The organism is Sphingorhabdus sp. 109, assembly GCF_902506555.1.
GTDB lineage: Bacteria > Pseudomonadota > Alphaproteobacteria > Sphingomonadales > Sphingomonadaceae > Parasphingorhabdus.
Genome location: NZ_LR732707.1, coordinates 693972 through 717268, shown reverse-complemented (window position 1 = coordinate 717268; position 23297 = coordinate 693972). Strand labels below are relative to the sequence as shown.

Annotated in this window: 24 protein-coding genes; 14 read left to right on the top strand and 10 right to left on the bottom strand. The window is 57.9% G+C overall.

Annotated elements, in window-relative coordinates; all coding sequences use genetic code 11:
• The first annotated feature begins 9 nt into the window (after positions 1-9).
• Genes BOSE62_RS03485 through BOSE62_RS03475 form a run of 3 tightly spaced genes read left to right on the top strand, consistent with a single transcriptional unit; the run spans position 10 to position 3355 of the window.
• The gene (locus BOSE62_RS03485) at positions 10-2052 is read left to right on the top strand and encodes a Tad domain-containing protein (protein ID WP_159642119.1); all 2043 of its coding nucleotides are present in this window, start codon (positions 10-12) and stop codon (positions 2050-2052) included.
• 8 nt (positions 2053-2060) lie between these two features.
• Positions 2061-2660, top strand: a complete 600-nt coding sequence (locus tag BOSE62_RS03480; protein WP_159642117.1) for a TadE/TadG family type IV pilus assembly protein — start codon at positions 2061-2063, stop codon at positions 2658-2660.
• Complete coding sequence (locus BOSE62_RS03475; protein WP_159642115.1) at positions 2657-3355, top strand: TadE/TadG family type IV pilus assembly protein; 699 nt, start codon at positions 2657-2659, stop codon at positions 3353-3355. The genes BOSE62_RS03480 and BOSE62_RS03475 overlap by 4 nt, the downstream gene beginning before the upstream one ends.
• Positions 3356-3382: 27 nt before the next feature.
• On the opposite strand, the gene BOSE62_RS03470 is transcribed toward BOSE62_RS03475, so the two are convergent.
• From BOSE62_RS03470 to eno, 4 genes are all read right to left on the bottom strand, one after another.
• Positions 3383-4765, bottom strand: a complete 1383-nt coding sequence (locus BOSE62_RS03470) for a pyruvate dehydrogenase complex E1 component subunit beta (protein WP_159642113.1) — start codon at positions 4763-4765, stop codon at positions 3383-3385.
• Positions 4765-5850, bottom strand: a complete 1086-nt coding sequence (pdhA, locus tag BOSE62_RS03465; protein ID WP_236553804.1) for a pyruvate dehydrogenase (acetyl-transferring) E1 component subunit alpha — start codon at positions 5848-5850, stop codon at positions 4765-4767. The genes BOSE62_RS03470 and pdhA overlap by 1 nt, the downstream gene beginning before the upstream one ends.
• A gap of 117 nt (positions 5851-5967) precedes the next feature.
• On the bottom strand, positions 5968-6279 hold the full coding sequence (locus tag BOSE62_RS03460; protein WP_159642109.1) for an FtsB family cell division protein: 312 nt from the start codon (positions 6277-6279) through the stop codon (positions 5968-5970).
• 100 nt (positions 6280-6379) lie between these two features.
• A complete protein-coding gene (gene eno / locus BOSE62_RS03455) occupies positions 6380-7654 on the bottom strand; it encodes a phosphopyruvate hydratase (RefSeq protein ID WP_159642107.1) in 1275 nt (424 codons plus the stop codon).
• Between the two features lie 203 nt (positions 7655-7857).
• Between eno and BOSE62_RS03450 the strand changes: the two genes are divergently transcribed.
• The 5 genes from BOSE62_RS03450 to BOSE62_RS03430 all read left to right on the top strand — a co-directional run bounded on the left by BOSE62_RS03450 (position 7858) and on the right by BOSE62_RS03430 (position 9957).
• Positions 7858-8394: a hypothetical protein gene (locus BOSE62_RS03450; RefSeq protein WP_159642105.1), complete on the top strand. Its 537-nt coding sequence runs from the start codon at positions 7858-7860 to the stop codon at positions 8392-8394.
• 62 nt (positions 8395-8456) lie between these two features.
• Positions 8457-8840, top strand: a complete 384-nt coding sequence (locus BOSE62_RS03445; RefSeq protein WP_159642103.1) for a phage holin family protein — start codon at positions 8457-8459, stop codon at positions 8838-8840.
• Positions 8837-9163 carry a hypothetical protein gene (locus BOSE62_RS03440; protein WP_159642101.1) on the top strand — a complete coding sequence of 109 codons (327 nt, stop codon included), beginning with the start codon at positions 8837-8839 and terminating at the stop codon, positions 9161-9163. Before BOSE62_RS03445 ends, BOSE62_RS03440 begins: the two co-directional genes overlap by 4 nt.
• 3 nt (positions 9164-9166) lie before the next feature.
• Positions 9167-9706, top strand: a complete 540-nt coding sequence (locus BOSE62_RS03435; RefSeq protein ID WP_159642099.1) for a hypothetical protein — start codon at positions 9167-9169, stop codon at positions 9704-9706.
• Positions 9703-9957 (top strand): DUF4170 domain-containing protein, encoded by a 255-nt coding sequence (locus BOSE62_RS03430; protein WP_159642097.1) that lies wholly within the window; start codon positions 9703-9705, stop codon positions 9955-9957. The genes BOSE62_RS03435 and BOSE62_RS03430 overlap by 4 nt, the downstream gene beginning before the upstream one ends.
• Here BOSE62_RS03430 and BOSE62_RS03425 read toward each other — a convergent pair.
• From BOSE62_RS03425 to carA, 6 genes are all read right to left on the bottom strand, one after another.
• Positions 9954-10595, bottom strand: a complete 642-nt coding sequence (locus BOSE62_RS03425; protein ID WP_159642095.1) for a rhomboid family intramembrane serine protease — start codon at positions 10593-10595, stop codon at positions 9954-9956. The genes BOSE62_RS03430 and BOSE62_RS03425 overlap by 4 nt on opposite strands.
• A 5-nt stretch (positions 10596-10600) precedes the next feature.
• Positions 10601-11074, bottom strand: coding sequence for a transcription elongation factor GreA (gene greA, locus BOSE62_RS03420; protein ID WP_159642093.1), 474 nt, complete (start codon positions 11072-11074; stop codon positions 10601-10603).
• 114 nt (positions 11075-11188) lie between these two features.
• On the bottom strand, positions 11189-14524 hold the full coding sequence (carB, locus tag BOSE62_RS03415; protein ID WP_159642091.1) for a carbamoyl-phosphate synthase large subunit: 3336 nt from the start codon (positions 14522-14524) through the stop codon (positions 11189-11191).
• On the bottom strand, positions 14524-14928 hold the full coding sequence (locus BOSE62_RS03410; protein ID WP_159642089.1) for a hypothetical protein: 405 nt from the start codon (positions 14926-14928) through the stop codon (positions 14524-14526). Before BOSE62_RS03410 ends, carB begins: the two co-directional genes overlap by 1 nt.
• Before the next feature lie 109 nt (positions 14929-15037).
• Positions 15038-15415, bottom strand: a complete 378-nt coding sequence (locus BOSE62_RS03405; protein WP_159642087.1) for a ribonuclease E inhibitor RraB — start codon at positions 15413-15415, stop codon at positions 15038-15040.
• On the bottom strand, positions 15415-16608 hold the full coding sequence (gene carA / locus BOSE62_RS03400) for a glutamine-hydrolyzing carbamoyl-phosphate synthase small subunit (RefSeq protein WP_159642085.1): 1194 nt from the start codon (positions 16606-16608) through the stop codon (positions 15415-15417). Before carA ends, BOSE62_RS03405 begins: the two co-directional genes overlap by 1 nt.
• A gap of 133 nt (positions 16609-16741) precedes the next feature.
• Between carA and BOSE62_RS03395 the strand changes: the two genes are divergently transcribed.
• The 6 genes from BOSE62_RS03395 to BOSE62_RS03370 all read left to right on the top strand — a co-directional run bounded on the left by BOSE62_RS03395 (position 16742) and on the right by BOSE62_RS03370 (position 23294).
• Positions 16742-17194, top strand: coding sequence for a GatB/YqeY domain-containing protein (locus BOSE62_RS03395; protein WP_159642083.1), 453 nt, complete (start codon positions 16742-16744; stop codon positions 17192-17194).
• Positions 17195-17227: 33 nt separating this feature from the next.
• Entirely contained in the window at positions 17228-17638 is a 411-nt protein-coding gene (locus BOSE62_RS03390; RefSeq protein WP_236553803.1) for an endonuclease domain-containing protein, read from the top strand.
• On the top strand, positions 17635-19503 hold the full coding sequence (dnaG, locus tag BOSE62_RS03385) for a DNA primase (protein ID WP_159642081.1): 1869 nt from the start codon (positions 17635-17637) through the stop codon (positions 19501-19503). Before BOSE62_RS03390 ends, dnaG begins: the two co-directional genes overlap by 4 nt.
• A gap of 23 nt (positions 19504-19526) precedes the next feature.
• Positions 19527-21539, top strand: a complete 2013-nt coding sequence (rpoD, locus tag BOSE62_RS03380; RefSeq protein ID WP_159642079.1) for an RNA polymerase sigma factor RpoD — start codon at positions 19527-19529, stop codon at positions 21537-21539.
• Positions 21540-21706: 167 nt separating this feature from the next.
• The gene (locus BOSE62_RS03375) at positions 21707-22342 is read left to right on the top strand and encodes a DUF6975 family protein (protein WP_159642077.1); all 636 of its coding nucleotides are present in this window, start codon (positions 21707-21709) and stop codon (positions 22340-22342) included.
• 106 nt (positions 22343-22448) lie between these two features.
• Entirely contained in the window at positions 22449-23294 is an 846-nt protein-coding gene (locus tag BOSE62_RS03370; protein WP_159642075.1) for an AAA family ATPase, read from the top strand.
• Positions 23295-23297 lie beyond the last annotated feature (3 nt).

Genomic DNA, 23297 nt, shown 5'->3' with positions numbered 1-23297 from the left:
AGGAACAAGATGAAAACAGCGAAGTCTTTCTTACAAGAGCTGCGTTCAAATACCGCCGGCAATACGCTTGCCATGGCCGGCATGGCGATGTTTCCGCTGGCCGCAATGATTGGCGGCGGCGTCGATGTCAGCCGCATCTATCTGGTGCAGACCCGGCTGCAGCAGGCATGCGATGCCGGCGCGCTGGCCGGTCGGCGCCAGATGGGCGGCGGCACATGGACCGCCAACAGCAACGCGGCGAACACGGCCGCGGAGAATATGTTCAAGGCCAATTTCGATACCGATGCCTTTGGCTCCTATGACGGAACCTCCTCCTTCTCCGAAAATGCCGGCACGGTAACCGGCGTTGCCTCGGTCAAGGTCGATATGGCAGTGATGCAGATGTTCGGCTTCGGCACCAAGAATGTCTCCGTCGAATGCGATGCCTCGATGAGTATTCCCAACACGGACGTGATGTTCGTTCTGGATACCACCGGTTCGATGAACTGCCCCGACACCGGTTCCACCTATTGCAGCAACAATGGCAACAGGGAGGCCTCCAACGCCAGAATCCGGGGCCTGCGCTCTGCGGTGAAATGTTTCTATGAAACCCTCGCCAAAAGAGACAGCGACGAGGATTGCGGATCGACACCGGCTTCCGGCAGCGAGAATACAGCCCATTTGCGCTTCGGCTTTGTTCCCTACAGCACCAATGTGAACGTCGGCAAACTTCTGCCCAATGACTATATCGCTGATAACTGGACCTATCAGTCGCGGGAAGCCGTTTCGACAGTGGAAAATGTCGTCGTCGATTATACGCCGGGCACGCCCTATCTCTATGGCAGCAACTATTATTATGACGGCGGCTGGAGCAGCAGGTCGACGATAGAGACACATTATAACGTTCGCAACAGCAGTGCCTGCAGCGCGCTTCAGCCCGCCGATTATGATGATATGTCGGGTTCCGAAGGATCGAGATATGATGAATATAGCTGGACATCCGGCGGTCAGCAGATCACCCGCTGGTATGTTGACGTCAGGGGCCAACGATATGACTATAGCAGAAGCTATAACAGCAGGCAGGATCGCTGCCAAATCAAGCTGCGGACGCGCGACATTGTCGAGCAGCGGGAATATCGGCAGGTCAACACGCCGGTCTATGAACAGCAACAGGTATTCTCCCATTATGACTACAAGCCTGTCACCTTTGATGTCAGCGCCCTGAAGGCTGGCGGATCGAACTGGAATGATTCGCTTGACCTGCCGGTCGGCAACGAGGGCCTGGACACCGGCGTAGCCTGGGATGGCTGCATCGAAGAGCGGCAGACCGTCCGGACCAGTAATTTCAGTCCGATACCAACCGCCGCCTACGATCTTAACATCGATCTGGTGCCGACCACCGGTGATCCTGCGACGCAATGGGGACCTTTGCTCGACGAAGCCGTCTGGGGCCGCTATAATTCCTACGGCAGCCGCACCACCTCGACCGTCTCGACTTCAAGCAATCTGAGCCGCAATTATAGCTATACCTGCGCCAATGAAGCGCGGAAATTGCAACGGTGGGACACGCCCAGCGACTTTGATTCCTATCTCGACAATCTCGACGCCATCGGCAGCACCTATCATGACATCGGACTGATCTGGGGCGCGCGGCTGCTATCGCCGACCGGGATTTTCGCATCGGAAAATGCCGCATCGGATACCGGCGGCGCGATTGACCGCCACCTGATCTTCATGACCGATGGCGACACCGTGACGAGCAGTTCCCAATATACATCCTACGGGGTGGAATGGTATGACCGGCGCCGGACATCGGCAAGCAGTTCGCCATCGACCAACGATCTGACAACCCAGGTCAACAGCCGCTTCCTCGCGATGTGCAGTGCCATCAAGAACAAGAATATCACCTTGTGGGTGGTCTCGTTCGGCAATGGCGTCAGCGCGGGATCGATCACCAATCTGCGGAATTGCGCGACCTCCGGCAAATTCTACAACGCCAGCAACAGCTCTGAACTGCTGGAGAATTTCCGCTCGATCGCAAATGATATCTCGCAACTGAGGCTGACAAATTGATGTGCGGATTGCTGAAAAAATTTCGCGCCCTCAAAAAAGCGGACGACGGTGCAGCGCTGGTGGAATTCGCCATGGTGGCGCCCGTCCTCATCCTGCTGATAATGGGGATGCTCGATCTCGGCCACCGGATCTACGCGACGGCAATCCTGCAAGGTTCCGTACAAAAGGCTGCCCGCGACGCCAGTCTCGACGACGGCTCTGCCAACGCCAGCTCGATTGACGATCGGGTCAAGGAGCTGATGCTGCCGGTCGTGCAGGCCGAACCAGTTTCGGAGTTTGAATTTACGCGCAAGAATTACAGCGATTTCTCCGACGTCGCCAAGCCGGAAGATTTTACCGACACCAATGGTGATGGCGTCTGCAATAACGGCGAACCCTATGATGACGTGAATGGCAATGACAGCTGGGACGCCGACCGTGGCGTTGCCGGCCAGGGTAATGCCAAAGATGCCGTCCTCTATACCGTGAAGGTGACCTATCCACGACTGTTCCCGATGGCTGAACTGATCGGGCTGTCGCAAGACGAGGTCATTCAGGCCAGCACCGTCGTCCGAAACCAACCATTCGGCGAACAATCTGATCGCGGGGAGATAAAGAATTGCAGTTGAAGAACAAACTCAGCTGGCGGAAACCCGTTCTGTCGATGAAACGCACATTGTCCGCTCTCGCGGCCAATACGAGCGGCCTGGCCATGATCGAACTGGCCTATTCCCTGCCGGTACTGATGGGCGTCGGCATGTACGGCGCAGAAGTCGCCAATGTCGCGATGGTGCGGATGCGGGTCAACCAGATTTCCATGCACACAGCGGACAACGCCTCCCGGATCGGGGAAGGCTCCTTGTTGTCCGAGAAAAAAATCTACGAGAGCGAGATCAACGACCTGTTCGTCGGCGCGGACCGCCAGGCCGGTGAATATGTCGATATATATGAACATGGCCGCGTCATCATCAGCAGTCTCGAAAAGCACAGCGACGGCGATCAATATATCCACTGGCAGCGATGCAAGGGCAAGAAAGTCCATCAATCCAGCTATGGCACCGCTGGCGCGAGTTCACCCTCCCGCCCTGTCAATGGCATGGGCCCCGCCGGTGCCAAGGTGACCGCCCCCGATGGACAGGCAGTGATCTTCGTAGAAATATCCTACGATTATCAGCCGCTGATATCGAGCACCTTCACCAGCACGCGGACCATTACGACGCGCGGTGCCTTTAACGTGCGCGATCGCCGCGACCTGTCGCAAATCTATGACCAGACCGGCAGTGACCCGGTATCCCGCTGCGATGTCTTTGACGGTGTTGACTAGCCCGGACCAGGCCGGGCCAGCACGGCTCTATTTGTAGCAGACTTTCTTCGCCGCCTCGATGATCCGCGCGCTGTCGATCAGCGCTGCCTTCTCCAGATTGGCGGCGTAAGGCAGAGGCACATCCTCGTTGGTCACCCGCATCACCGGCGCGTCGAGATCGTCGAAGCCCTGCTCCATGCACAGCGCGACAATCTCGCTCGCGATCGAGCAGGTCGGCCAGCCTTCTTCGGCCACCACCATGCGGTTGGTCTTGGCCAGACTCTTGAGCACGGTTTCCGTGTCGAGTGGCCGCAAGGTGCGCAGATCGATGACCTCCGCCTCTATCCCCTCGCCTGCCAGTGTGTCAGCAGCTTCCAGCGCCAGACCGACGCCGATCGAATAGCTGACGATGGTAACATCGCTGCCTTCGCGCATGATTCGCGCCTTGCCGATTGGCAGCGTATAATCCTCGATCTCCGGAACATCGAACGAGCGACCGTAAAGCAGCTCGTTTTCCAGAAACACCACTGGATCGGGAGTCTGGATAGCCGCTTTAAGCAAGCCCTTGGCGTCCGCTGCATCATAAGGCGCAATGACGATCAGGCCGGGAACAGCCGCATACCAGGGACCGTAATTCTGGCTATGCTGCGCGCCCACGCGGGATGCCGCACCATTGGGACCGCGGAAGACAATCGGGCAGCGCATCTGGCCGCCGGACATATAATTGGTCTTCGCCGCCGAGTTGATGATCTGGTCGATCGCCTGCATTGCGAAGTTGAAAGTCATGAATTCGACAATCGGCTTCAATCCGCCCATCGCCGCACCGGCACCAATGCCGGCAAAACCATGTTCGGTAATCGGCGTGTCAATCACCCGTTTCGCGCCAAATTCGTCGAGCAGCCCCTGGGTTACCTTGTAGGCGCCCTGATATTCGGCGACTTCCTCGCCCATCACAAAGACCGTGTCATCCTTGCGCATTTCTTCCGCCATCGCATCGCGCAGGGCTTCCCGCACGGTGATCGAGGCCATTGCCGTGCCCGCCGGAACCGACGGGTCATCAGCCCGCGAGACCGGCGCCGGCGGCGCGACCTCCATGATCTCGGGCTTGGCTTCGTCCGCCGGTTCGGGCTTGGCCTCCTCCTTCGCTTCGCTGGCCGGAGCGGCTTCGTTGCCGGATCCGGCTTCTTCGCCTTCGCCGGTCATTTCGGCAATTACCGTGCCGACCGCGACCTCGTCGGTTCCGGCCGCGACCAGAATTTTCGAAATCACGCCTTCATCGACCGCTTCGAATTCCATCGTTGCCTTGTCGGTTTCGATTTCCGCCAATATGTCGCCAGAGCTGACTTCGTCACCTTCCTTGACAAACCATTTCGCCAATGTGCCTTCTTCCATCGTCGGCGACAGCGCGGGCATTTTCAGTTCGATCGCCATCAATATTGCTCCACCAGCACGTCAGTATAAAGTTCGGACAATTCCGGTTCGGGTGACTCTTCGGCGAAATCCGCCGCCTCCATCACGGTCTTCCGGACCTTCTTGTCCATCGCTTTCAGCTCGTCTTCCTCGACGCCCTGCTTCAGCAGAGCCGCCTTCAGACGTTCAATCGGATCGGATTTCTCGCGCACGTCCTGCACTTCGTCGCGGCTGCGATATTTCGCCGGATCGGACATCGAGTGGCCACGATAGCGATAGGTCTTGAGTTCCATCAACACAGGACCACCGCCGCTGCGGACATCCTTCAACGCTTCTTCAACCGCGCCGCGAACCGCCAGCACATCCATGCCGTCGACCTGGACACCGGGAATGCGGAAGCTTTCGCCGCGACGATAGAGCTGGTCTTCGGCAGACGAGCGATTGACGCTGGTGCCCATGGCATATTGGTTATTCTCGATCACGAAAATCACCGGCAACTGCCAGAGCTCGGCCATGTTGAAACTTTCATAGACCTGCCCCTGGTTGGAAGCACCGTCGCCGAAATAGGCCAGACAGACACCGCCATCTTCCTTATATTTATGGGCAAAGGCGAGACCGGTGCCAAGCGACACCTGCGCGCCGACGATACCATGGCCGCCGTAGAAACCATGATCGACCGAGAACATGTGCATCGAGCCGCCCTTGCCTTTCGATATGCCCGAAGCCCGGCCGGTCAGCTCGGCCATCACGATATTCGGATCAATCCCGCAGGCAAGCATATGGCCATGGTCGCGATAGCCGGTTATCACGCTGTCCTTGCCGGGACTGATTGCCGACTGCAGGCCGGTCACCACCGCTTCCTGACCGATATAAAGATGGCAGAAACCGCCGATCAGACCGAGGCCATAAAGCTGCCCGGCCTTTTCCTCGAAACGCCGGATGAGCAGCATCTGTTCGTAAAACTCCAGCATTTCTGCTTTCGTTGCCTTGTAAATGGGAGCCTTCAAGCCTCCGGTCGACTGAACGGCCGACTTGGCTTTCGCCGGCGCGCGCTTCGGCGTCGCAGGCTTCTTGGCTGGGGTGGTTTTCCTGGGAGCTTTTGCCACGCTAGCGGGATCCTTCTTTTGACTAGCAAATAGCATAGCCAATAGTGGTCCGTTACCCAAGCACTTAGGTTCGGCGAACGATTAAATATTCAGCATATGGACGGAAACGGCTTGTCGCTATTTCAGAGGAACGATGATTTCGTCCGGATGGATGACGTTGACCTTCTTGCGCAACAATTCGCCGATCAGATCCGGATCGGCGCCTCGCGGATCGAGCAGTTCCACCCTGTTCTTCAGGGCGTCCCGCTCAGCCTCCAGCTTGGCCAGTTCAATGCCGCGCTGTTCCAGCTTTGCCTGATATTCCCCCCAGGCCAGCACGCCGGTTGGACCGAGCACGGCATAGCCGGCAATGGCAAGCAGGGTCATCAGGGCGAACCCCGGCCCGAGAGCCGCTTTGATCAGACCTGAAATTTTTTCGTGCTGCGCCATATTTCACCTTGAATCAGAAAAGTGATTCGCTGGCAAGGGGCTTAACACCCATTTTGGCAGATCAGCGCCCAAACGCCCCGCGGAAACGAGGAACCGGCGTTCAGCTGAAGATCGAGCGTCCTGCATAATGGGCGACATTGCCGAGTTCTTCCTCGATCCGGATCAGCTGGTTATATTTCGCAAGCCGGTCCGACCGCGCCAGGCTGCCGGTCTTGATCTGGCCGCAATTGGTCGCAACCGCGAGATCGGCAATGGTCGAATCTTCGGTTTCGCCGGAACGGTGCGACATCACCGCGGTGTAGGACGCATTATGCGCCATCCGCACCGCCGCGAGCGTTTCCGAAAGCGTACCGATCTGGTTGACCTTCACCAGCAGCGAATTGGCCAGACCGTCGTTGATACCCATAGACAGACGCTCGGGATTGGTAACAAACAGATCATCACCGACCAGCTGCACACTATCACCAACGGCATCGGTGATCAGCTTCCAGCCTTCGAAATCATCCTCCGACATGCCGTCCTCGATCGACTTGATCGGATAGTCCTTGCACAGTTCGGCGAGATAATCGGACATTTCCGCCGGGCTAAGCACCTTGCCCTCGCCCGAGATATGATATTTGCCGTCGCGGAAAAATTCGGTAGCAGCGCAATCGAGCGCCAGGACCACTTCGTCGCCGATCTTGAATCCGGCTTTTTCAACCGAAGCCATGATGAAGTCGAGCGCCTCACGGGTCGACCCCAGATTGGGAGCAAAACCGCCCTCGTCACCGACAGCGGTTGCCAATCCCTTTTCAGACAGTCCCTTTTTCAGGGTGTGGAAAATTTCCGACCCCCAGCGCACCGCTTCCGACAGGCTGTCGGCACCGACCGGCATGACCATGAATTCCTGGAAATCAATCGGATTGTCGGCATGTTCGCCACCGTTGATGATATTCATCATCGGCACCGGCAGAACATGAGCCGAGACGCCACCGACATAGCGATAGAGCGGCAGACCGCGCGCATCGGCTGCTGCCTTTGCCGCCGCCAGGCTGACGCCCAAAATGGCGTTAGCGCCCAGCCGCGCCTTGTTAGGCGTACCGTCGAGGGCGATCATCGCCGCATCCAGCTCTTGCTGGTCTTCGGCATCCAGATCGGTCAGCGCTTCCTTGATTTCGCCATTGACCGCCTCGATCGCCTTGAGGACGCCCTTGCCGAGATATTTGCTCTTGTCGCCATCGCGCAGTTCAACCGCTTCATATGCGCCCGTAGACGCACCGGAGGGAACCGCCGCGCGGCCAAAGCTGCCGTCTTCCAGCAAGATATCGACCTCCACCGTCGGGTTGCCCCGGCTATCCAGGATCTGGCGGGCATGAAGATCGATTATTGCGGTCATGATGGAGCTCCGAATGAAGGATAGATGTTGGCCACGGCCTTAATGCGATGACCGGCTTCTTGCAATCCATTGAACCGCTTTTCTGTCCGCTTTCCCCTTGTTTCATAGGCAAATGATACCATTTCGAGTAAACGGGGACCGCAAATGGAACGCTTTCCGCTTGTGGAGTGTTGGCAAGAGACAATGAAGAAGGAATAGTGATCATGGCAGAAGTCAAGAAATCAACCGCGAAGACCACTGCGAAGAAACCCGCGACGAAAAAACCGGCAGCCAAAAAGACCACCGCTACCAAGGACACGTCCGAGGTGCGCAGCACGAAAGCGCAAAAGGCAGCGCCCTTGAAAGCCGGCGCGACCAAGGCTGCGGCTGCATCGCCAGACGCCAGCGCCAATACCACCGGCGATTTCAAGGAACGCGCGATATCGAAAGCCAAGTCGGCCGCCAGCCAGGGCAAGGAGCGCACCGGCACCGCGATCGAAAATCTGAGCAAGATGATCGAGGATAGCGCCAAAACCATCGACGATAATGTCGGCGAGAAATATGGCAATTATGCCCGCTCGGCCGCTGACGCCGTATCCTCCTTTGCCGAGAAGCTGAATTCGAAGGAAGTCGACGAAATTGTCGAAGACGCGCGCGAATATGTTCGCAAGAGCCCGGCCGTGGCGATCGGCGCGGCAGCGGTTGTCGGATTTCTCGTTTCCCGTCTGATCAAATCAGGGATGGATGACAACGACGCATGAGTCTATTGTGGCCGTTGAACAGCCGCGGGTGACTGATGTTGCAGGACAAGGAAATTCCAGTTTTGGATGATGAACGTCTTTCCGAAGACTCCGCCGCTGCTTTTGCCGATGAAGCGGACGCCAAATCGCTGAAATCGCAGATCACCGGCCTGATCGATGATGTGCGCGTTCTGGCCCATGCCGAAATGGAATATTATCGCGCAAAATTGTCGGTCAACATGGCGGCGACCAAGCGCATAGTGACGCTGGCCGGCGTCGGCATCCTTTTCGGCATAATGGCTATCATTGCGCTGATTTTGGGAATATTGCTGGTGCTGGCGGACCATGTCGGTCCGCTGGCCGCAACCGCTATTGTCACCGGCCTTACCTTGCTGGTCGCGGCAACGACCATGGGCGTGGCCATAAAGCAGGCGAAAAAGCTGCCGCTGGATGAAACCGATGCATGAGATTGACAATGCCGCACAATAATGACGATATCTTCAGCCTGCGCAATCTGGCGATCAACCGCGACCAGGCGCGCGCCGACCTGAAACGGGACACGGCGGAGACCAGAGAGCGGCTGAAACCGGCCAATCTCGTGTCCGAAGCCAAGAGCAAGGCAACGCAGCGGATGCGCGACGCCGGCACCAGTGCCGTCAACGGTATTCGCGCCAATCCCGGCCTGTCCGCCACCGTTGCCGCCACCGCGACGCTGATCGCGATGCGCAGGCCGATTGCCAGACTGATCGCCAACCGCAAGACATCCGAGCCGGATCAAATCGAGGAATAGAGCATGAACAAATTGACCGACAATATCGACAAGGCCCGCGCGGCGTCCCGGGAACGGCTCGAATCGGCCAGGGATATTGCCACCGAAAGCACGGCGGCAGCGCGTGAGAAAATGTCTGAAAGCAAGGCCCGGGCCGCGGCACTGCTCGGCGAAGGCCGCGAGAAAGCGGCCGAACGCGTGGCAGCGACCAAGGATGTCGCCAAGAAGGCCGCCGCCAAATCGGAAGAAACGATCACCAACAGCCCGCTGGCGATTGTCGCGGGTGGTGCAGCGCTTGGCGTCCTGATCGGCGCGCTGCTGCCCAAGAGCAAGGCCGAAGGCAAATATGTCGGCGCCGCCGGACGCAAGATCAACGAAACCGCGAAAACCGCCTATGAAGCAGCCAAGGATGCCAGCCGCGACCAGATCAGCGAGATGGGCCTGACCAATGACAATATGCGCGAACAGTTCAAAGATATGTTTGGCAAAGCGATCGAGGCTGCTAAGACCGCGATGGCCGCGGCACAGGATGCGGTAAAAGAAGAACATCAGGGCAAGAAATGAAAGAGCAACGCAGCAAAATGCATCTGGTCATGGGCGGACGGGTCAAGGATCCGCGCGGTCTGGAATTTGTCAATCTCGACAAGATCGATCTGGTCGGCGTCTATCCCGACTATGACGAAGCTGAGGACGCCTGGCGTTCAAAGGCCCAGATGACGGTCGATGACGCCGAAATGAAATATGTTGTCGTCCACCTGCACAAGCTGCTTGAGCCGGATGTTCCGCTGGAAGACCAGACGCCTGCGCAAGACTAGGCGTTACGAAAACGCCACCTGAGCAACGGTCTGGTCAGCAGAAGACCGGCAACAAATCCGCCGATATGCGCGAAGATCGCGATCCCCTGCAAGCCGCCGCTGGCCGCGACCCCGATCATCAACTGAATACCGACCCAGGCCAGCGTCAGCCAGACAATGCGGACAATATGGCCCGGGATCGGGCCGACCGGATCAACCCGGTTGCGCGCAAACAACAGCGCATAGGAACCGAGCAGAGCAGAAATAGCGCCGCTTGCGCCCACCATCGGGACCAGCGAATCGCTGTCGACTGCATATTGCGCGAAGGCCGCCGCATAGGCACCGGCCACATAGATCAGCGCCGTTAGCTGCACGCCCATCGCCTGTTCGACAAAGCGCCCGCAGAACAGCAGCATCAGCATGTTGAAGCTGAGATGCAGCAGGCCGCTGTGCAGGAAGGCCGATGACAAGGGTGTCAGCCAAGCCGGCACCATCCAGCCATAGGCGGCAAGATCCAGAGAATCGCCGCTGAACCGGACCGGAAACATGCCGCCGCGCAGGAACGCCTCCTGCTGCCAGCCGAAAACCCAGACCAACAGGAAGATCACGACATTGGCGATGATCAGCCAGTTGGTCAGTTTTCCCGCCGGAATTTGCATCTGGTCTAGATGAACTCGATCTTGTCGAGCAGGAAATATTTGTCGCCCGCCGGCACCGTCACCTCGATTTCGTCACCGACGCTGCGGCCGATCAGGGCGCGGCCGATTGGCGAGTTATAGCTGATTTTGCCGGCTTTGGCATCGGCTTCCGCCTGACCGACCAGCTGGTATTTCACAGGCTTGTCGTCCTCGTCGAGCAGGGTCAGCGTCGCGCCGAACACCGCCTTGTCACCAGACAGGGTCTTGGGATCGATGATCTGCGCGCGGGAGAGCTTGTCCTCGAGATCGCTGATCGTTGCCTCGACCTGGCCCTGCCGTTCCTTGGCCGCGTGATATTCGGCATTTTCAGAAAGATCACCATGCGCCCGCGCGGTCTCGATCGCGTCGACGATGACCGGCCGTTCAGCCTTCAGCGCCTTCAGTTCGGCCTCCATCTTGGCGTGGCCTTCAACGAGCATTGGTACTTTTTCAACAGCCATTAGATTGGCCTTTCCTTACTGATACGCTGCCGATTTCTGCCGTGCAGCGTCAAAAACAGTTTTCCGGCGCCCCTCCCCGGAGAAGCGCCCGCAGTGTGACGAAATGTCGGAAAATTAAGTCTGCGAAGCCTTGTAATAGGACTGTAACGCGCGAACTTCAAGAGTCTCGTCACGCAAAGCCTCGATCGCCTGCATTACCGCATTGCTCGCGGTCGCGGTTGTATAGATCGGAATCTTGCCAACCAGCGCCGCCGCCCGAATCGATTTGGAGTCCTTGGTCGACTGCCAGCCTTCGGTCGTGTTGAAGATCAGGTTGATATCCCCATCCTTGATCCGGTCGACAATATGCGGGCGGCCCTCGGCCACCTTATTGACCTTCTCCACCGCGATCCCGCGCTCCGCCAGATAGGCCGCCGTTCCCGACGTTGCGATCAGCTTGAAGCCCAGCTTTTCGGCCAGACGCGCCGCCGGTACGATGACCTTCTTGTCGGTTTCCTTGACCGAGATGAAGATCGTGCCGCTATCGGGCAGCCGCGTATTGGCACCAAGCTGCGACTTGGCAAAGGCAATCGGAAAGCTCTGGTCAATGCCCATCACTTCGCCGGTCGATTTCATTTCCGGCGACAGCACCGGATCAATGCCGGGGAAACGGTTGAACGGGAAGACCGCCTCCTTGACCGCGATATAGTCGATATGCCGGTCAATTGTCGGCAAATCTTTCAGCTTCTCTCCGGCCATCACGCGGGACGCGATTCTGGCAATCGGCACGCCAATCGCCTTGGCGACAAAGGGCACGGTCCGGCTGGCCCGTGGGTTGACCTCGATCAGATAGACTTCGCCATCCTTGACCGCGAACTGGATATTCATCAGGCCGCGGACTTTCAGGCCGAAAGCCAGCGCCTCGGTCTGCCGCTCCATTTCGGCGATAATATCGTCGGGCAGGCTGTACGGCGGGATCGTACAGGCGCTGTCACCCGAATGCACGCCGGCCTCTTCGATATGCTGCAGCACGCCGCAGACCACCACCTGGTCACCATCGCAGATCGCATCGACATCGACTTCGACCGCGTCGCGCAGATACTGGTCGACCAGCACCGGCTGATCGCCCGACACCTGCACCGCCGTGTTGATATAATCTTCCAGCTGCGCCGGACCGTCGACGATCTCCATCGCCCGTCCGCCGAGCACGAAGCTCGGCCGGATCAGCACCGGATAGCCGATGCGCTCGGCAATCTTCACCGCTTCGTCGCGGGTCCGGGCCATACCGTTTTCCGGCTGTTTCAGTTTCAGCTTGTTGACCAGCCGGGCAAAACGCTCACGATCCTCGGCCAAATCGATGGCATCCGGCGAGGTGCCGAGAATCGGAATACCCGCGTCCTCCAGCGCCTGCGCCAGTTTCAGCGGCGTCTGTCCGCCAAATTGCACGACCACGCCGACCAGTTCGCCCGACTGTTGCTCGACGTGCAGGATTTCCAGCACATCTTCGGCGGTCAGCGGCTCGAAGTAAAGCCGGTCGGATGTGTCATAGTCGGTGGAGACGGTTTCCGGGTTGCAGTTGACCATGATCGTCTCGAAACCGGCGTCCGACAGCGCGAAACAGGCGTGGCAGCAGCAATAGTCGAACTCGATCCCCTGCCCGATCCGGTTCGGACCGCCGCCGAGAATGACGATTTTCTTGCGGTCAGACGGCTGCGCCTCGCATTCCGGTTCCCCGAAAATCGGCGCTTCGTATGAGGAATACATATAGGGCGTCTTTGCCTCGAATTCCGCCGCGCAGGTATCGATCCGCTTGAACACCGGACGGACGCCCAGCTTGTGCCGCAAGGCCCGGACTTCGGCTTCGGTGGTCGCGCCCGCCATCGCGGCCAGCGCGTCATGGACCAGGCCGTGGCCTTCGGCGACGGCGCGTCCGGTGCCGCCGGCAACATGAACCGAATCGATCGCCAGCTTGGCCAGCCGCTCGTCGGAAAAGCCCATGGATTTCAGCTTGCGCATGCCCTGCGCATCATTGGGCAGACCATTGTCCATGATCGCCTGCTCGGCATCGATGATTTCGCGGATCCGCGACAGGAACCAGGGATCGAAACCGGCGATATCGTGGATCTCCTGGTTGGAAAAACCTTCGCGCATCGCCTGGGCGGCAACCAATATCCGGTCCGGTGTCGCCAGCGCCAAGGCCGCAGCAATATCTTCCCGCGGCGCGCCGATCAGATCCTGCACCCGGTTGAAACCGTCAAGTCCGGTTTCCAGACCGCGCAGCGCTTTCTGCATCGATTCGTGGATATTCCGGCCGATCGCCATGACTTCGCCGACCGACTTCATCGCGGTGGACAGCAATGGCTCCGCACCCTTGAACTTTTCAAAGGCAAAGCGCGGAATCTTGGTGACGATATAGTCGATCGTCGGCTCGAAGGACGCGGGGGTGGCGCCGGTAATGTCATTGTCAATCTCGTCGAGCGTATAGCCGACCGCCAGTTTCGCGGCGACGCTGGCAATCGGGAAGCCGGTCGCCTTGGACGCCAGCGCCGAGGACCGCGACACGCGCGGGTTCATCTCGATAACCACGAGCCGGCCGTCCTTCGGATTGACCGCGAACTGGACGTTGGAACCGCCCGTTTCGACGCCGATTTCACGCAGCACCGCGATGCTGGCGTTGCGCATGATCTGATATTCCTTGTCGGTCAGGGTCAGCGCCGGGGCCACGGTGATGCTGTCGCCGGTGTGCACGCCCATCGGATCGACATTCTCGATCGAGCAGATGATGATGCAATTGTCGGCGCGGTCGCGAACGACCTCCATCTCATATTCTTTCCAGCCGATCAGCGATTCATCAATCAGCACCTCGTTGGTCGGCGAGGCTTCCAGCGAAGTCCGCACATAATGGACGAATTCCTCCCGGTTATAGGCCACGCCGCCACCGGTGCCGCCCATGGTGAAGCTGGGCCGCATAATCGCCGGCAGACCGATATCCTCGAGAATTTCCATCGCCTGTTCTTCGCTATGCGCCACGGCGCTGCGCGGGCTTTCCAGCCCGATCTTGTCCATCGCGTCCTTGAACTTCTCGCGGTCCTCGGCCTTGTCGATGGCTTCGGCATCGGCGCCGATCATCTCGACGCCATATTTTGCCAGCACGCCCATCTTGTTGAGCGAAAGCGCCGTGTTCAGCGCCGTTTGCCCGCCCATCGTGGGCAGGATCGCATCCGGCCGTTCCTTTTCGATGATCTTCTCGACGATCTCCGGCGTAATCGGCTCGATATAGGTCGCGTCGGCCATTTCCGGATCGGTCATGATCGTCGCCGGGTTGGAGTTGACCAGGATGATCCGGTATCCCTCTTCCTTCAGCGCCTTGCACGCCTGCGTGCCGGAGTAATCAAACTCGCAGGCCTGACCGATAATGATCGGGCCAGCGCCAATGATGAGGATGGATTTTATGTCAGTTCTTTTGGGCATTAAAATATCACCGCGATTAAAATCGTTACAAAAATAGCAACAGCAGTCAAAATGACACCCCACATCTGCCAGTTGATGCTCGACTGGTAGCCTGAAGGGTGCTGACGTTCGGAATACGACCGGTGCACGATACCGGTGCTTGGGTTTGTCGTTGTGGAAATCGAGTGAGTATTTTCAACCTCAGTGATTCCAGCTCGACTAACCCGATAGTGAGTGGGAGAATTTTGAACAGTTAATACCAAACCGGAATTGACCAGCGACGAAAGCGCATCTTCAACGGCCAAGGGATCTAACTTTGACGTAAAGCTTTCAGCAATTTCAGAAGCTGACAGTTCGGCTTTCAGTTCATCCAGTTGGTCGTGCAGCCTCAGCAATACCGCTTTTTGATTTTCATTTGCCAACATCAAAAAGCACTTCCGACTTTCCAATTTTCTTCGAAACCAAGATACTGACTCTGCCAACAATGATCTGCTGGGCCACCGTATTTCCCCAGATTCCTAAAGGCATTTCCCATCACGCCGGATTCTCGTCAGAAATCTCGCCATTTTCGTTGCAGGCAAAGCAGCCCCAGCCGTCATGGTCGATATCATATTCGCTTTCGATCTCGAGGCATTTGCGGGTCAGTTCGCGGATCGTGTCGCGCTTGGTGTCGAGGTCGATCTGCAGCTCGATCACCCACTCGTCATCCTCGTTGGACACCAGAGCCGAGCGAAAACCCCATTTCGCCGCGTCATTCTTCAGCTTGTTGAGATCGGCAACCGCGCCGACAAATTGCACGTTAATCTCGCGCACAACATGCGACAAATCGCCACCCGCTGCCATATTCTGCAGGATTTCGTCATCAATCGCCCATTCTTCGGCAAGATGGGCGGGGTCGATTGGTCCGCTCATCACTCCAACCCCCCGACAAATTTCTCGAACAGATAAAAACTGTCCTGCGGCCCTGGGCTGGCTTCGGGGTGATATTGAACGCCAAAGGCGCGCTTGCCGATGATTTCGATGCCGCAATTGCTGCCGTCGAACAGGCTCTTGTGGGTTTCGTGAATAGTGTCGGGCAGCGTCTCGCTGTCCACCGCAAAACCGTGGTTCATGCTGGTGATCTCGACCAGCCCTTCGGTCTCGGCCCAGCCGCCGCCGATCCGCTGCACCGGGTGATTGGCACCGCGATGGCCCTGATGCATCTTGACCGTCTTGGCGCCCGCCGCGAGAGCGAGCATCTGGTGGCCGAGGCAGATGCCGAACAAGGGTACATCCGCTTCCAGCAGCTTCTGGATCACCGGAACCGCATAGACGCCCGTCGCCGCCGGATCGCCGGGGCCGTTGGACAGAAACACGCCCGCCGGTTTCAAAGCCATGACATCTTCGTAGGAAGTTTCAGCAGGAACTACAGTGACTTTTGCGCCAGCCTTAACAAGGTTTCTGAAGATATTGCGCTTTGCGCCATAATCAATCGCCACAACATGCGGACGGGTCGAAGATGCTTCCAATTCTTCCAATGGCGCATAGCCATGACCGAGCCGCCACGCTCCGCCCTTGTCCCACAAATGCGTCTGGTGCCCGGTTACTTCCTTGGCCAGATCCAGGCCTTCCAGCCCCGACCAGGCCCGCGCCTTGCCGAGCAAATCGTCGATATCGAACTGGCCTTCGGGATCATGAGCGATCACCGCATTGGGTGCGCCGGCCTCCCTGATTCGCCGGGTCAAAGCCCTTGTATCGACACCGGAAATGCCGATCCGGCCCTGTTCGGCCATCCACTGGTCAAACGGCTTCTGGTCGCGGAAATTGGACGGTGCGGTAATATCCTCGCGGACGATACAACCCAGCGCATGCGGATTGTCCGCCTCGATATCCTCCTCGTTGGTGCCGACATTGCCGATATGGGGAAAGGTGAAGGTGACGATCTGCCCGGCATAGCTGGGGTCGGTCATCACTTCCTGATAGCCGGTCATCGCGGTGTTGAAGCAGACTTCGCCAACCGCAGAACCGGTCGCACCAAAGCCGCGTCCCCATATTATTGTGCCATCGGCCAATACCAATATCCCTGTTGCACCCTCGGGAGCGGCGGGATTATGGGCATGGGTCATGGGCGGTTCCTTCGGGTCGGTGACAGGCGCAAAATTTCACGGGACCTAGAACCAGATTTCTGGCGTCACAATCTATGAAAAATATTATCTTCCCGCTATGGTGGTAGCTTATTCCAAAAATATGAGGAAAGCCATGATTCGCGAGACCGTGAAAGCCGCGCAAATTGCCGCCATGAAGGCCGGTGACAAGGATCGCACCGCCGCGACCCGCAGCATATTGGCAAAGATCAAGGACAAGGATATCGAGCTGCGCACCAAGGATGCCGCAGCGGACGATGACGCCATGGTCACCGATGTCCTGCAGAAAATGGCCAAACAGCGCCGCGAATCGATCGCCATGTTCGAAAGCGGCGGACGCACCGAACTCGCCGCTGCCGAGAAGCAGGAACTCGCCGTGATCGAGGAATTTCTCCCCGCGCAACTGAGCGAGGAAGAAACCGCCGCCCTGATCGCCGGAATCAAGACCGAACTCGGCGCCGACAGCATGAAGGACATGGGCCGGGTGATGGGCGAACTGAAAAAGCGCCACGGCACGGAAATCGACATGAGCCAGGCCAGCGCCCTGGTGAAGGCGGCTCTAAGCTGAAAATCCCCCTCCCGCCTGCGGGAGGGGTTAGGGGTGGGACTGAAAAGAAAAACAGTGGTAGTTTTCAAACCAAGAAATACCGACCGCGCCAAGTCCCTGCGCAACGCAGCCACACCGGCTGAACGAAAGCTTTGGAAATATTTGTCGAAACGGCAGCTTGGTGGACGAAAATTCAGCCGACAGATGCCCGTTGGGCCCTATTATGCAGACTTCCTATGCCGCGAACTGGGATTGATCATTGAAATCGATGGATATTCGCATGAGACACAGCAAGACTATGATGCGAAGCGAACAAGGGCTCTTGTCAAGCACGGGTATAAGGTCATTCGATTCACAAATGATGATGTTTTGAACAATGTTGAGGGTGTGGTCGGGCGGATTGAGCGCGTGCTCGCTGATATGCCCACCCCTAACCCCTCCCGCAGGCGGGAGGGGGATTTATGACCCTCACCCCGCAATGGCTCGAAGAACTGCGATCCCGCGTCACGCTGTCGACGCTGATCGGGCGGACCGTGAAAGTGCAGAAAGCCGGCCGGGAGTACAAGGCCTGCTGCCCGTTCCATAACGAGAAGACTCCCAGTTTCACAATCAACGACGAGAAAGGCTTCTACCATTGCTTCGGCTGTGGGGCCCATGGCGATGCGATCAGCTGGATGACCGAACAGCGCGGCCTTGGCTTCATGGATGCGGTCAAGGATCTTGCCGCCGAAGCGCAGATGGAAGTCCCTGCCCCCGATCCCCGCGCGGCGCAGCGACAGGAGGTCCGGGCCACGCTGCATGACGTCATGGCGGCAGCGCAGGACTGGTTTGTCGACCGGTTCAACAGCGCCGAAGGCGCGGCGGCGCGGGATTATCTGAAGAACCGCGGCATTTCGGAAAAGACGATCCGCGAATTCGGTTTTGGCTTCTCTCCCGATTCGCGGGGACAGTTGAAGGATGCCCTGTCGAAACATGGCCTCGACCGGCTGATCGAGGCCGGACTGCTGATCAAGGTCGACGGCAAGGATCCTTATGACCGGTTTCGCGGCCGTCTGATGATCCCGATCCGCGATCCTCGCGGCCGGGTGATCGCCTTTGGAGGCCGGATATTGGGCGACGGCGAGCCGAAATATCTCAACAGCCCCGACACGCCTCTGTTTGACAAGGGCCGGACGCTCTACAATCTCGACAAGGCCTCGCCCGCTTCGCGCCAGACCGGACGGATATTGGTGGTCGAAGGTTATATGGACGCCATAGCCCTGGCACAGGCCGGGTTTAACGACGTGGTTGCGCCGCTCGGCACCGCGCTGACCGAGCATCAGATCGAACGCATCTGGAAGATGGTCGAGGCGCCGATCCTCTGCTTTGACGGAGACCGTGCCGGGCAAAAAGCGGCGATGCGCGCAGCCGTGCGCGCCCTGCCCATCTTGCGCCCTTCGCACAGCCTCACCTTCATTTCCCTGCCGGCCGGTCAGGATCCCGATGACCTGATCCGCTCGGAAGGCGCACAGGCCTTTGCCGCCCTGATCGCCCGCCCCCAGACGCTCGACGACAAGATCTGGCGGGTCGAGTTTGATGCCGAACCGCTGAACACGCCGGAAACCAAGGCGGGCCTGAAAAAGCGTCTGTCCGACCATGTCCGTGCTATCGCCAATCAGGATATCGCGCAGCATTATCGGCAAGCGTTCGACGATCGCTATCAGGAGACATTCTTCGCCAGAAAGGACAACCGTAACGAAGCGCGTCGTCCACAAAATGCAAACCGCAAATTCGCCTCGAAGTTCATTTCCTACAAACCGACCGACGATACCAAATCCTTCCTGGTCGAAGGCTATGACCTGCAAATCGCCAAGGGCATATTGGGTGGCCTGATCCGCCATCCCTGCCGGATTTCCAGCCATTTCGAGGAGCTCAGCGCGATCCGGCTGGCCGATTCGACAATGCAGTCCCTGCTCGGCGAACTGATCAATGTCGCCATGCGCAAAGAAACGCTTGATATGCAGGGCCTTCTTACCATATTGGAGAAGACAGATTGTTATAATGTCGCAAAAGGGCTGTTACGGGCCGATGCGCTGAATTTCACTTTCAACCGCAAACTGCCAGACGATGCCCCTTCGCTATTGATCGAACGGGCACATCGGGATTTGGCAGAAGCGATTAAAGTGGTGACCGCGCGCCCCGGACTGGAAGCGGCCCTGGCAGAGGCGACGCGGCGGGTGCAGGATGATCTTACGGAAGAAAGTTATGCCGAGCAGCAGCGCCTTCGCAAAGCGAAGCAGTTATTTCACGAGCGGTTGGTCGAACTGACCCAGATCGACGACACAATATAGTTTTTAATTAGGGGCCTGAGCCATTGGCAAGCAAAGCGAAAAATACCAAAGCCGAAGACGAACCGTTGATCGACCTCAACGACAGCGCGATCAAGAAGCTGATCACCAAGGCGAAAAAGCGCGGCTATCTGACGATTGACGAGCTGAACGAGGCCCTGCCCCAGGATCAGAATGAACAGATTGAGGACGTGATGTCCGCAATTTCCGAAATGGGCGTCCGCATCGTCGAGAATGACGAGGAAGCCGCCGAGGAAATGGGTGGTGACGAAGTCGAGTCGATCGACGGCAAGGACAAGGACAAGAAATCCGCAGCCGCCGCTCCGAAAAAAGCGACCGGTGACCGCACCGACGATCCCGTCCGCATGTATCTGCGCGAAATGGGTGCAGTCGAACTGCTCAGCCGCGAGGGCGAAATTGCCATTGCCAAGCGGATCGAAGCCGGCCGCGACACCATGATCTGGGGCCTGTGCGAAAGCCCGACGACGTTCAACGCGATTATTGAATGGTCCACCGCGCTGAACGACGGCGAAATGCAGCTGCGCGAAATTCTCGACCTTGACGCAATGCTTTCCAAGGATCCGGTTCCGGAGAACTTGGAAGACGCGGAAGATGACGATGATGGTGAAATCAGCGAAAAAACCGCCGGGCCGTCCTTCAAGGACGATGACGAGGTCGAAGACGAGGAATCGGCCGACGGCGAAGATGATGATGAAGCCGGGCTGACCGAACGCCGTGCCAAGCGTGTGGTCGAGGAAGAAGAGGAAGACAATACCCTCTCCCTCGCCCAGATGGAAGAAGCGCTGAAGCCCGACGCGCTGGAAAAATTCGCGCTGATCACGTCGGTGTTCAAGAAATTCTCCAAATTGCAGACGACCAGGCTGGAAGCGCTAGCGGCCGGTCAGGATTTTCCGGCCGCTTCGGAGAAGAAATATCACGATTTGCGCGAGGAATTGACCGCGTTGGTCGAAAGCGTGCAGTTTCATGCCAATAAAATCGAGTTTCTGGTCGACCAGCTCTACTCGTTCAACCGGCGCCTGACGACGCTGGGCGGACAAATGCTGCGGCTGGCTGAACGTCACAAGGTACCGCGGCGCGCGTTTCTGGATAGCTATATCGGCAACGAACTTGACGACAACTGGTTGGCAAGCATGGCCAAAGTCGACAAGAAATGGGCGGCCTTTGTCGAAAAGGAAGCCGATGCCGTCGACCGTATCCGGACGGAAATTTCCGACATCGCCAACGCGACCGGCACGTCGCTGGTCGAATTCCGGCGGATCGTCAATATGGTCCAGAAGGGCGAACGCGAAGCGCGTATCGCCAAGAAGGAAATGGTCGAGGCGAATCTCCGCCTCGTGATTTCGATCGCCAAGAAATATACCAACCGCGGCCTGCAGTTCCTTGATCTCATTCAGGAAGGCAATATCGGCCTGATGAAAGCGGTCGACAAGTTCGAATATCGCCGTGGTTACAAGTTCAGCACCTATGCGACATGGTGGATTCGCCAGGCAATCACGCGATCGATCGCCGATCAGGCGCGGACCATCCGTATTCCGGTTCACATGATCGAAACGATCAACAAGCTGGTCCGCACCAGCCGCCAGTTTCTGCACGAGCAGGGCCGCGAACCGACGCCGGAAGAAATGGCCGAGCGCCTTTCCATGCCGCTGGAAAAGGTCCGCAAGGTGATGAAAATCGCCAAGGAGCCGATCTCTCTCGAAACGCCGATTGGTGATGAAGAAGATTCGCATCTCGGAGATTTCATCGAGGACAAGAATGCGATTATTCCGGTCGATGCGGCAATTCAGGCCAATCTGAAGGAAACGGTAACGCGCGTGCTGGCAAGCCTGACCCCGCGCGAAGAACGCGTGCTGCGCATGCGCTTCGGGATCGGCATGAACACGGACCATACGCTCGAGGAAGTCGGCCAGCAGTTCAGCGTTACCCGCGAACGTATCCGCCAGATCGAGGCCAAGGCCTTGCGCAAGCTGAAGCATCCGAGCCGCAGTCGCAAAATGCGGAGTTTCCTGGACCAGTAGAACCGGATGGTCGCACCGGGCTGCTATGGTTTGTAAATCCCTAACAGCCGGTAAACCTACTCTTTAGGTATCGTTGGTATATTCCAAGAATGTTGAGAATGCTTCGGGCATTTTCGTAACTTCATTCGGATATCGGAAACGCGATGCTAGGACAAAACGCACAATTGGTGAGACAGCCAGGGTTCGCTGGCCTGATCGACACTTATGGCAGCGACGCCGTTCCCTATGTCCAGCTGATGGGTGAAGACCTATCCCAGCTGTCGGGGGCTGATATTGCCGATATCGTGCATTTCCTGTGCGTTTTGCACGGACGCCATCCCGGTGTCATCGACCATGCGGCGACCAAGACGGTCGATGATGCAGCGCGGGAATGGCTAATCCAGGCGACCGACGGCTTTGCTGCTGAACGGGCCTTGCTGACAAAATTGACCGTCGCCGCCGGCCCGATTTCGGGTGTGAGCCTTGATGACCAGAGCAATGCCGCGGTGCTGGGCCAGCGGAAGGCGCTGGATATGCTGTCTCAGTCGGAGCGCGCCGGTTGTGCAATCGGAGCGGCCATTGCCCTGGTGGCGGACTGGCATTGCATCAGACATATTCTGGAACAGATTGCCTTGCGCATCGGCGTGGAAGCACGCGCTTCCATTTTGCCGAATGTGGAACAGACAGCCGCGCTCAGCGAAGATCTGGCCGCGACACCGGCCCTGGAAAGAGCACTGAATTTCGGGGCCGAACAGCTGCTCAACCAGCATCGCGGACTGTGGCAACTACTGGAAGCGCGCCGGAATATGCGGCTTTCCCGCTAATCCCCCTGCGGATTCCCGAATAAATTAACTAAATGATTAACTTGCCTGGAACGGTAGTTTTCCCTATCGCCTTTGCTTTGACTATTAAGGCAAGGAATAGAATATCATGCGTTTTGACGGCACCAAAGACTATGTTGCAACCGATGATCTGAAGGTTGCTGTCAATGCCGCAATGACCCTCCGGCGCCCCCTCCTCGTCAAGGGCGAGCCGGGCACCGGCAAGACGGTTCTGGCCTATGAAATCGCCAAGGCGATGGGGACCCCGCTGATCGAGTGGAACGTCAAATCCACCACCAAGGCCCATCAGGGCCTCTATGAATATGACGCGGTCGCGCGGCTTCGCGACGGTCAGCTGGGCGATGAGCGTGTACACGATATTTCCAACTATATCCGCAAGGGCAAGCTGTGGGAGGCCTTCACCGCTCCCGAACTCCCCGTTCTGTTGATCGACGAGATCGACAAGGCCGACATCGAATTTCCGAACGATCTGCTGCAGGAACTCGACCGCATGGAATTTCATGTTTACGAGACTAAGGAAACCGTCAAGGCGACGGAACGGCCGATCGTGATCATCACCTCGAATAACGAGAAGGAATTGCCGGACGCCTTCCTGCGCCGCTGTTTCTTCCATTATATCAAATTCCCGGACCGGGAGACGATGCAAGACATCATCAATGTCCATTTCCCTGACATTCAGGGTGTTCTGGTCAAGAAGGCAATGGACATTTTCTACGATGTCCGTGACGTTCCCGGCCTCAAGAAGAAGCCCAGCACCAGCGAACTGCTGGACTGGCTGAAGCTGATCCTCAACGAGGACATGCCACTCGAAGCGCTGCAATCCTCCGACAGCAGCAAGGCGATCCCGCCTCTGCACGGCGCGCTGCTCAAGAACGAGCAGGACGTAATGCTGTTCGAGCGCCTGGCTTTCATGGCGAAACGCGAAGCACGCTAAGCA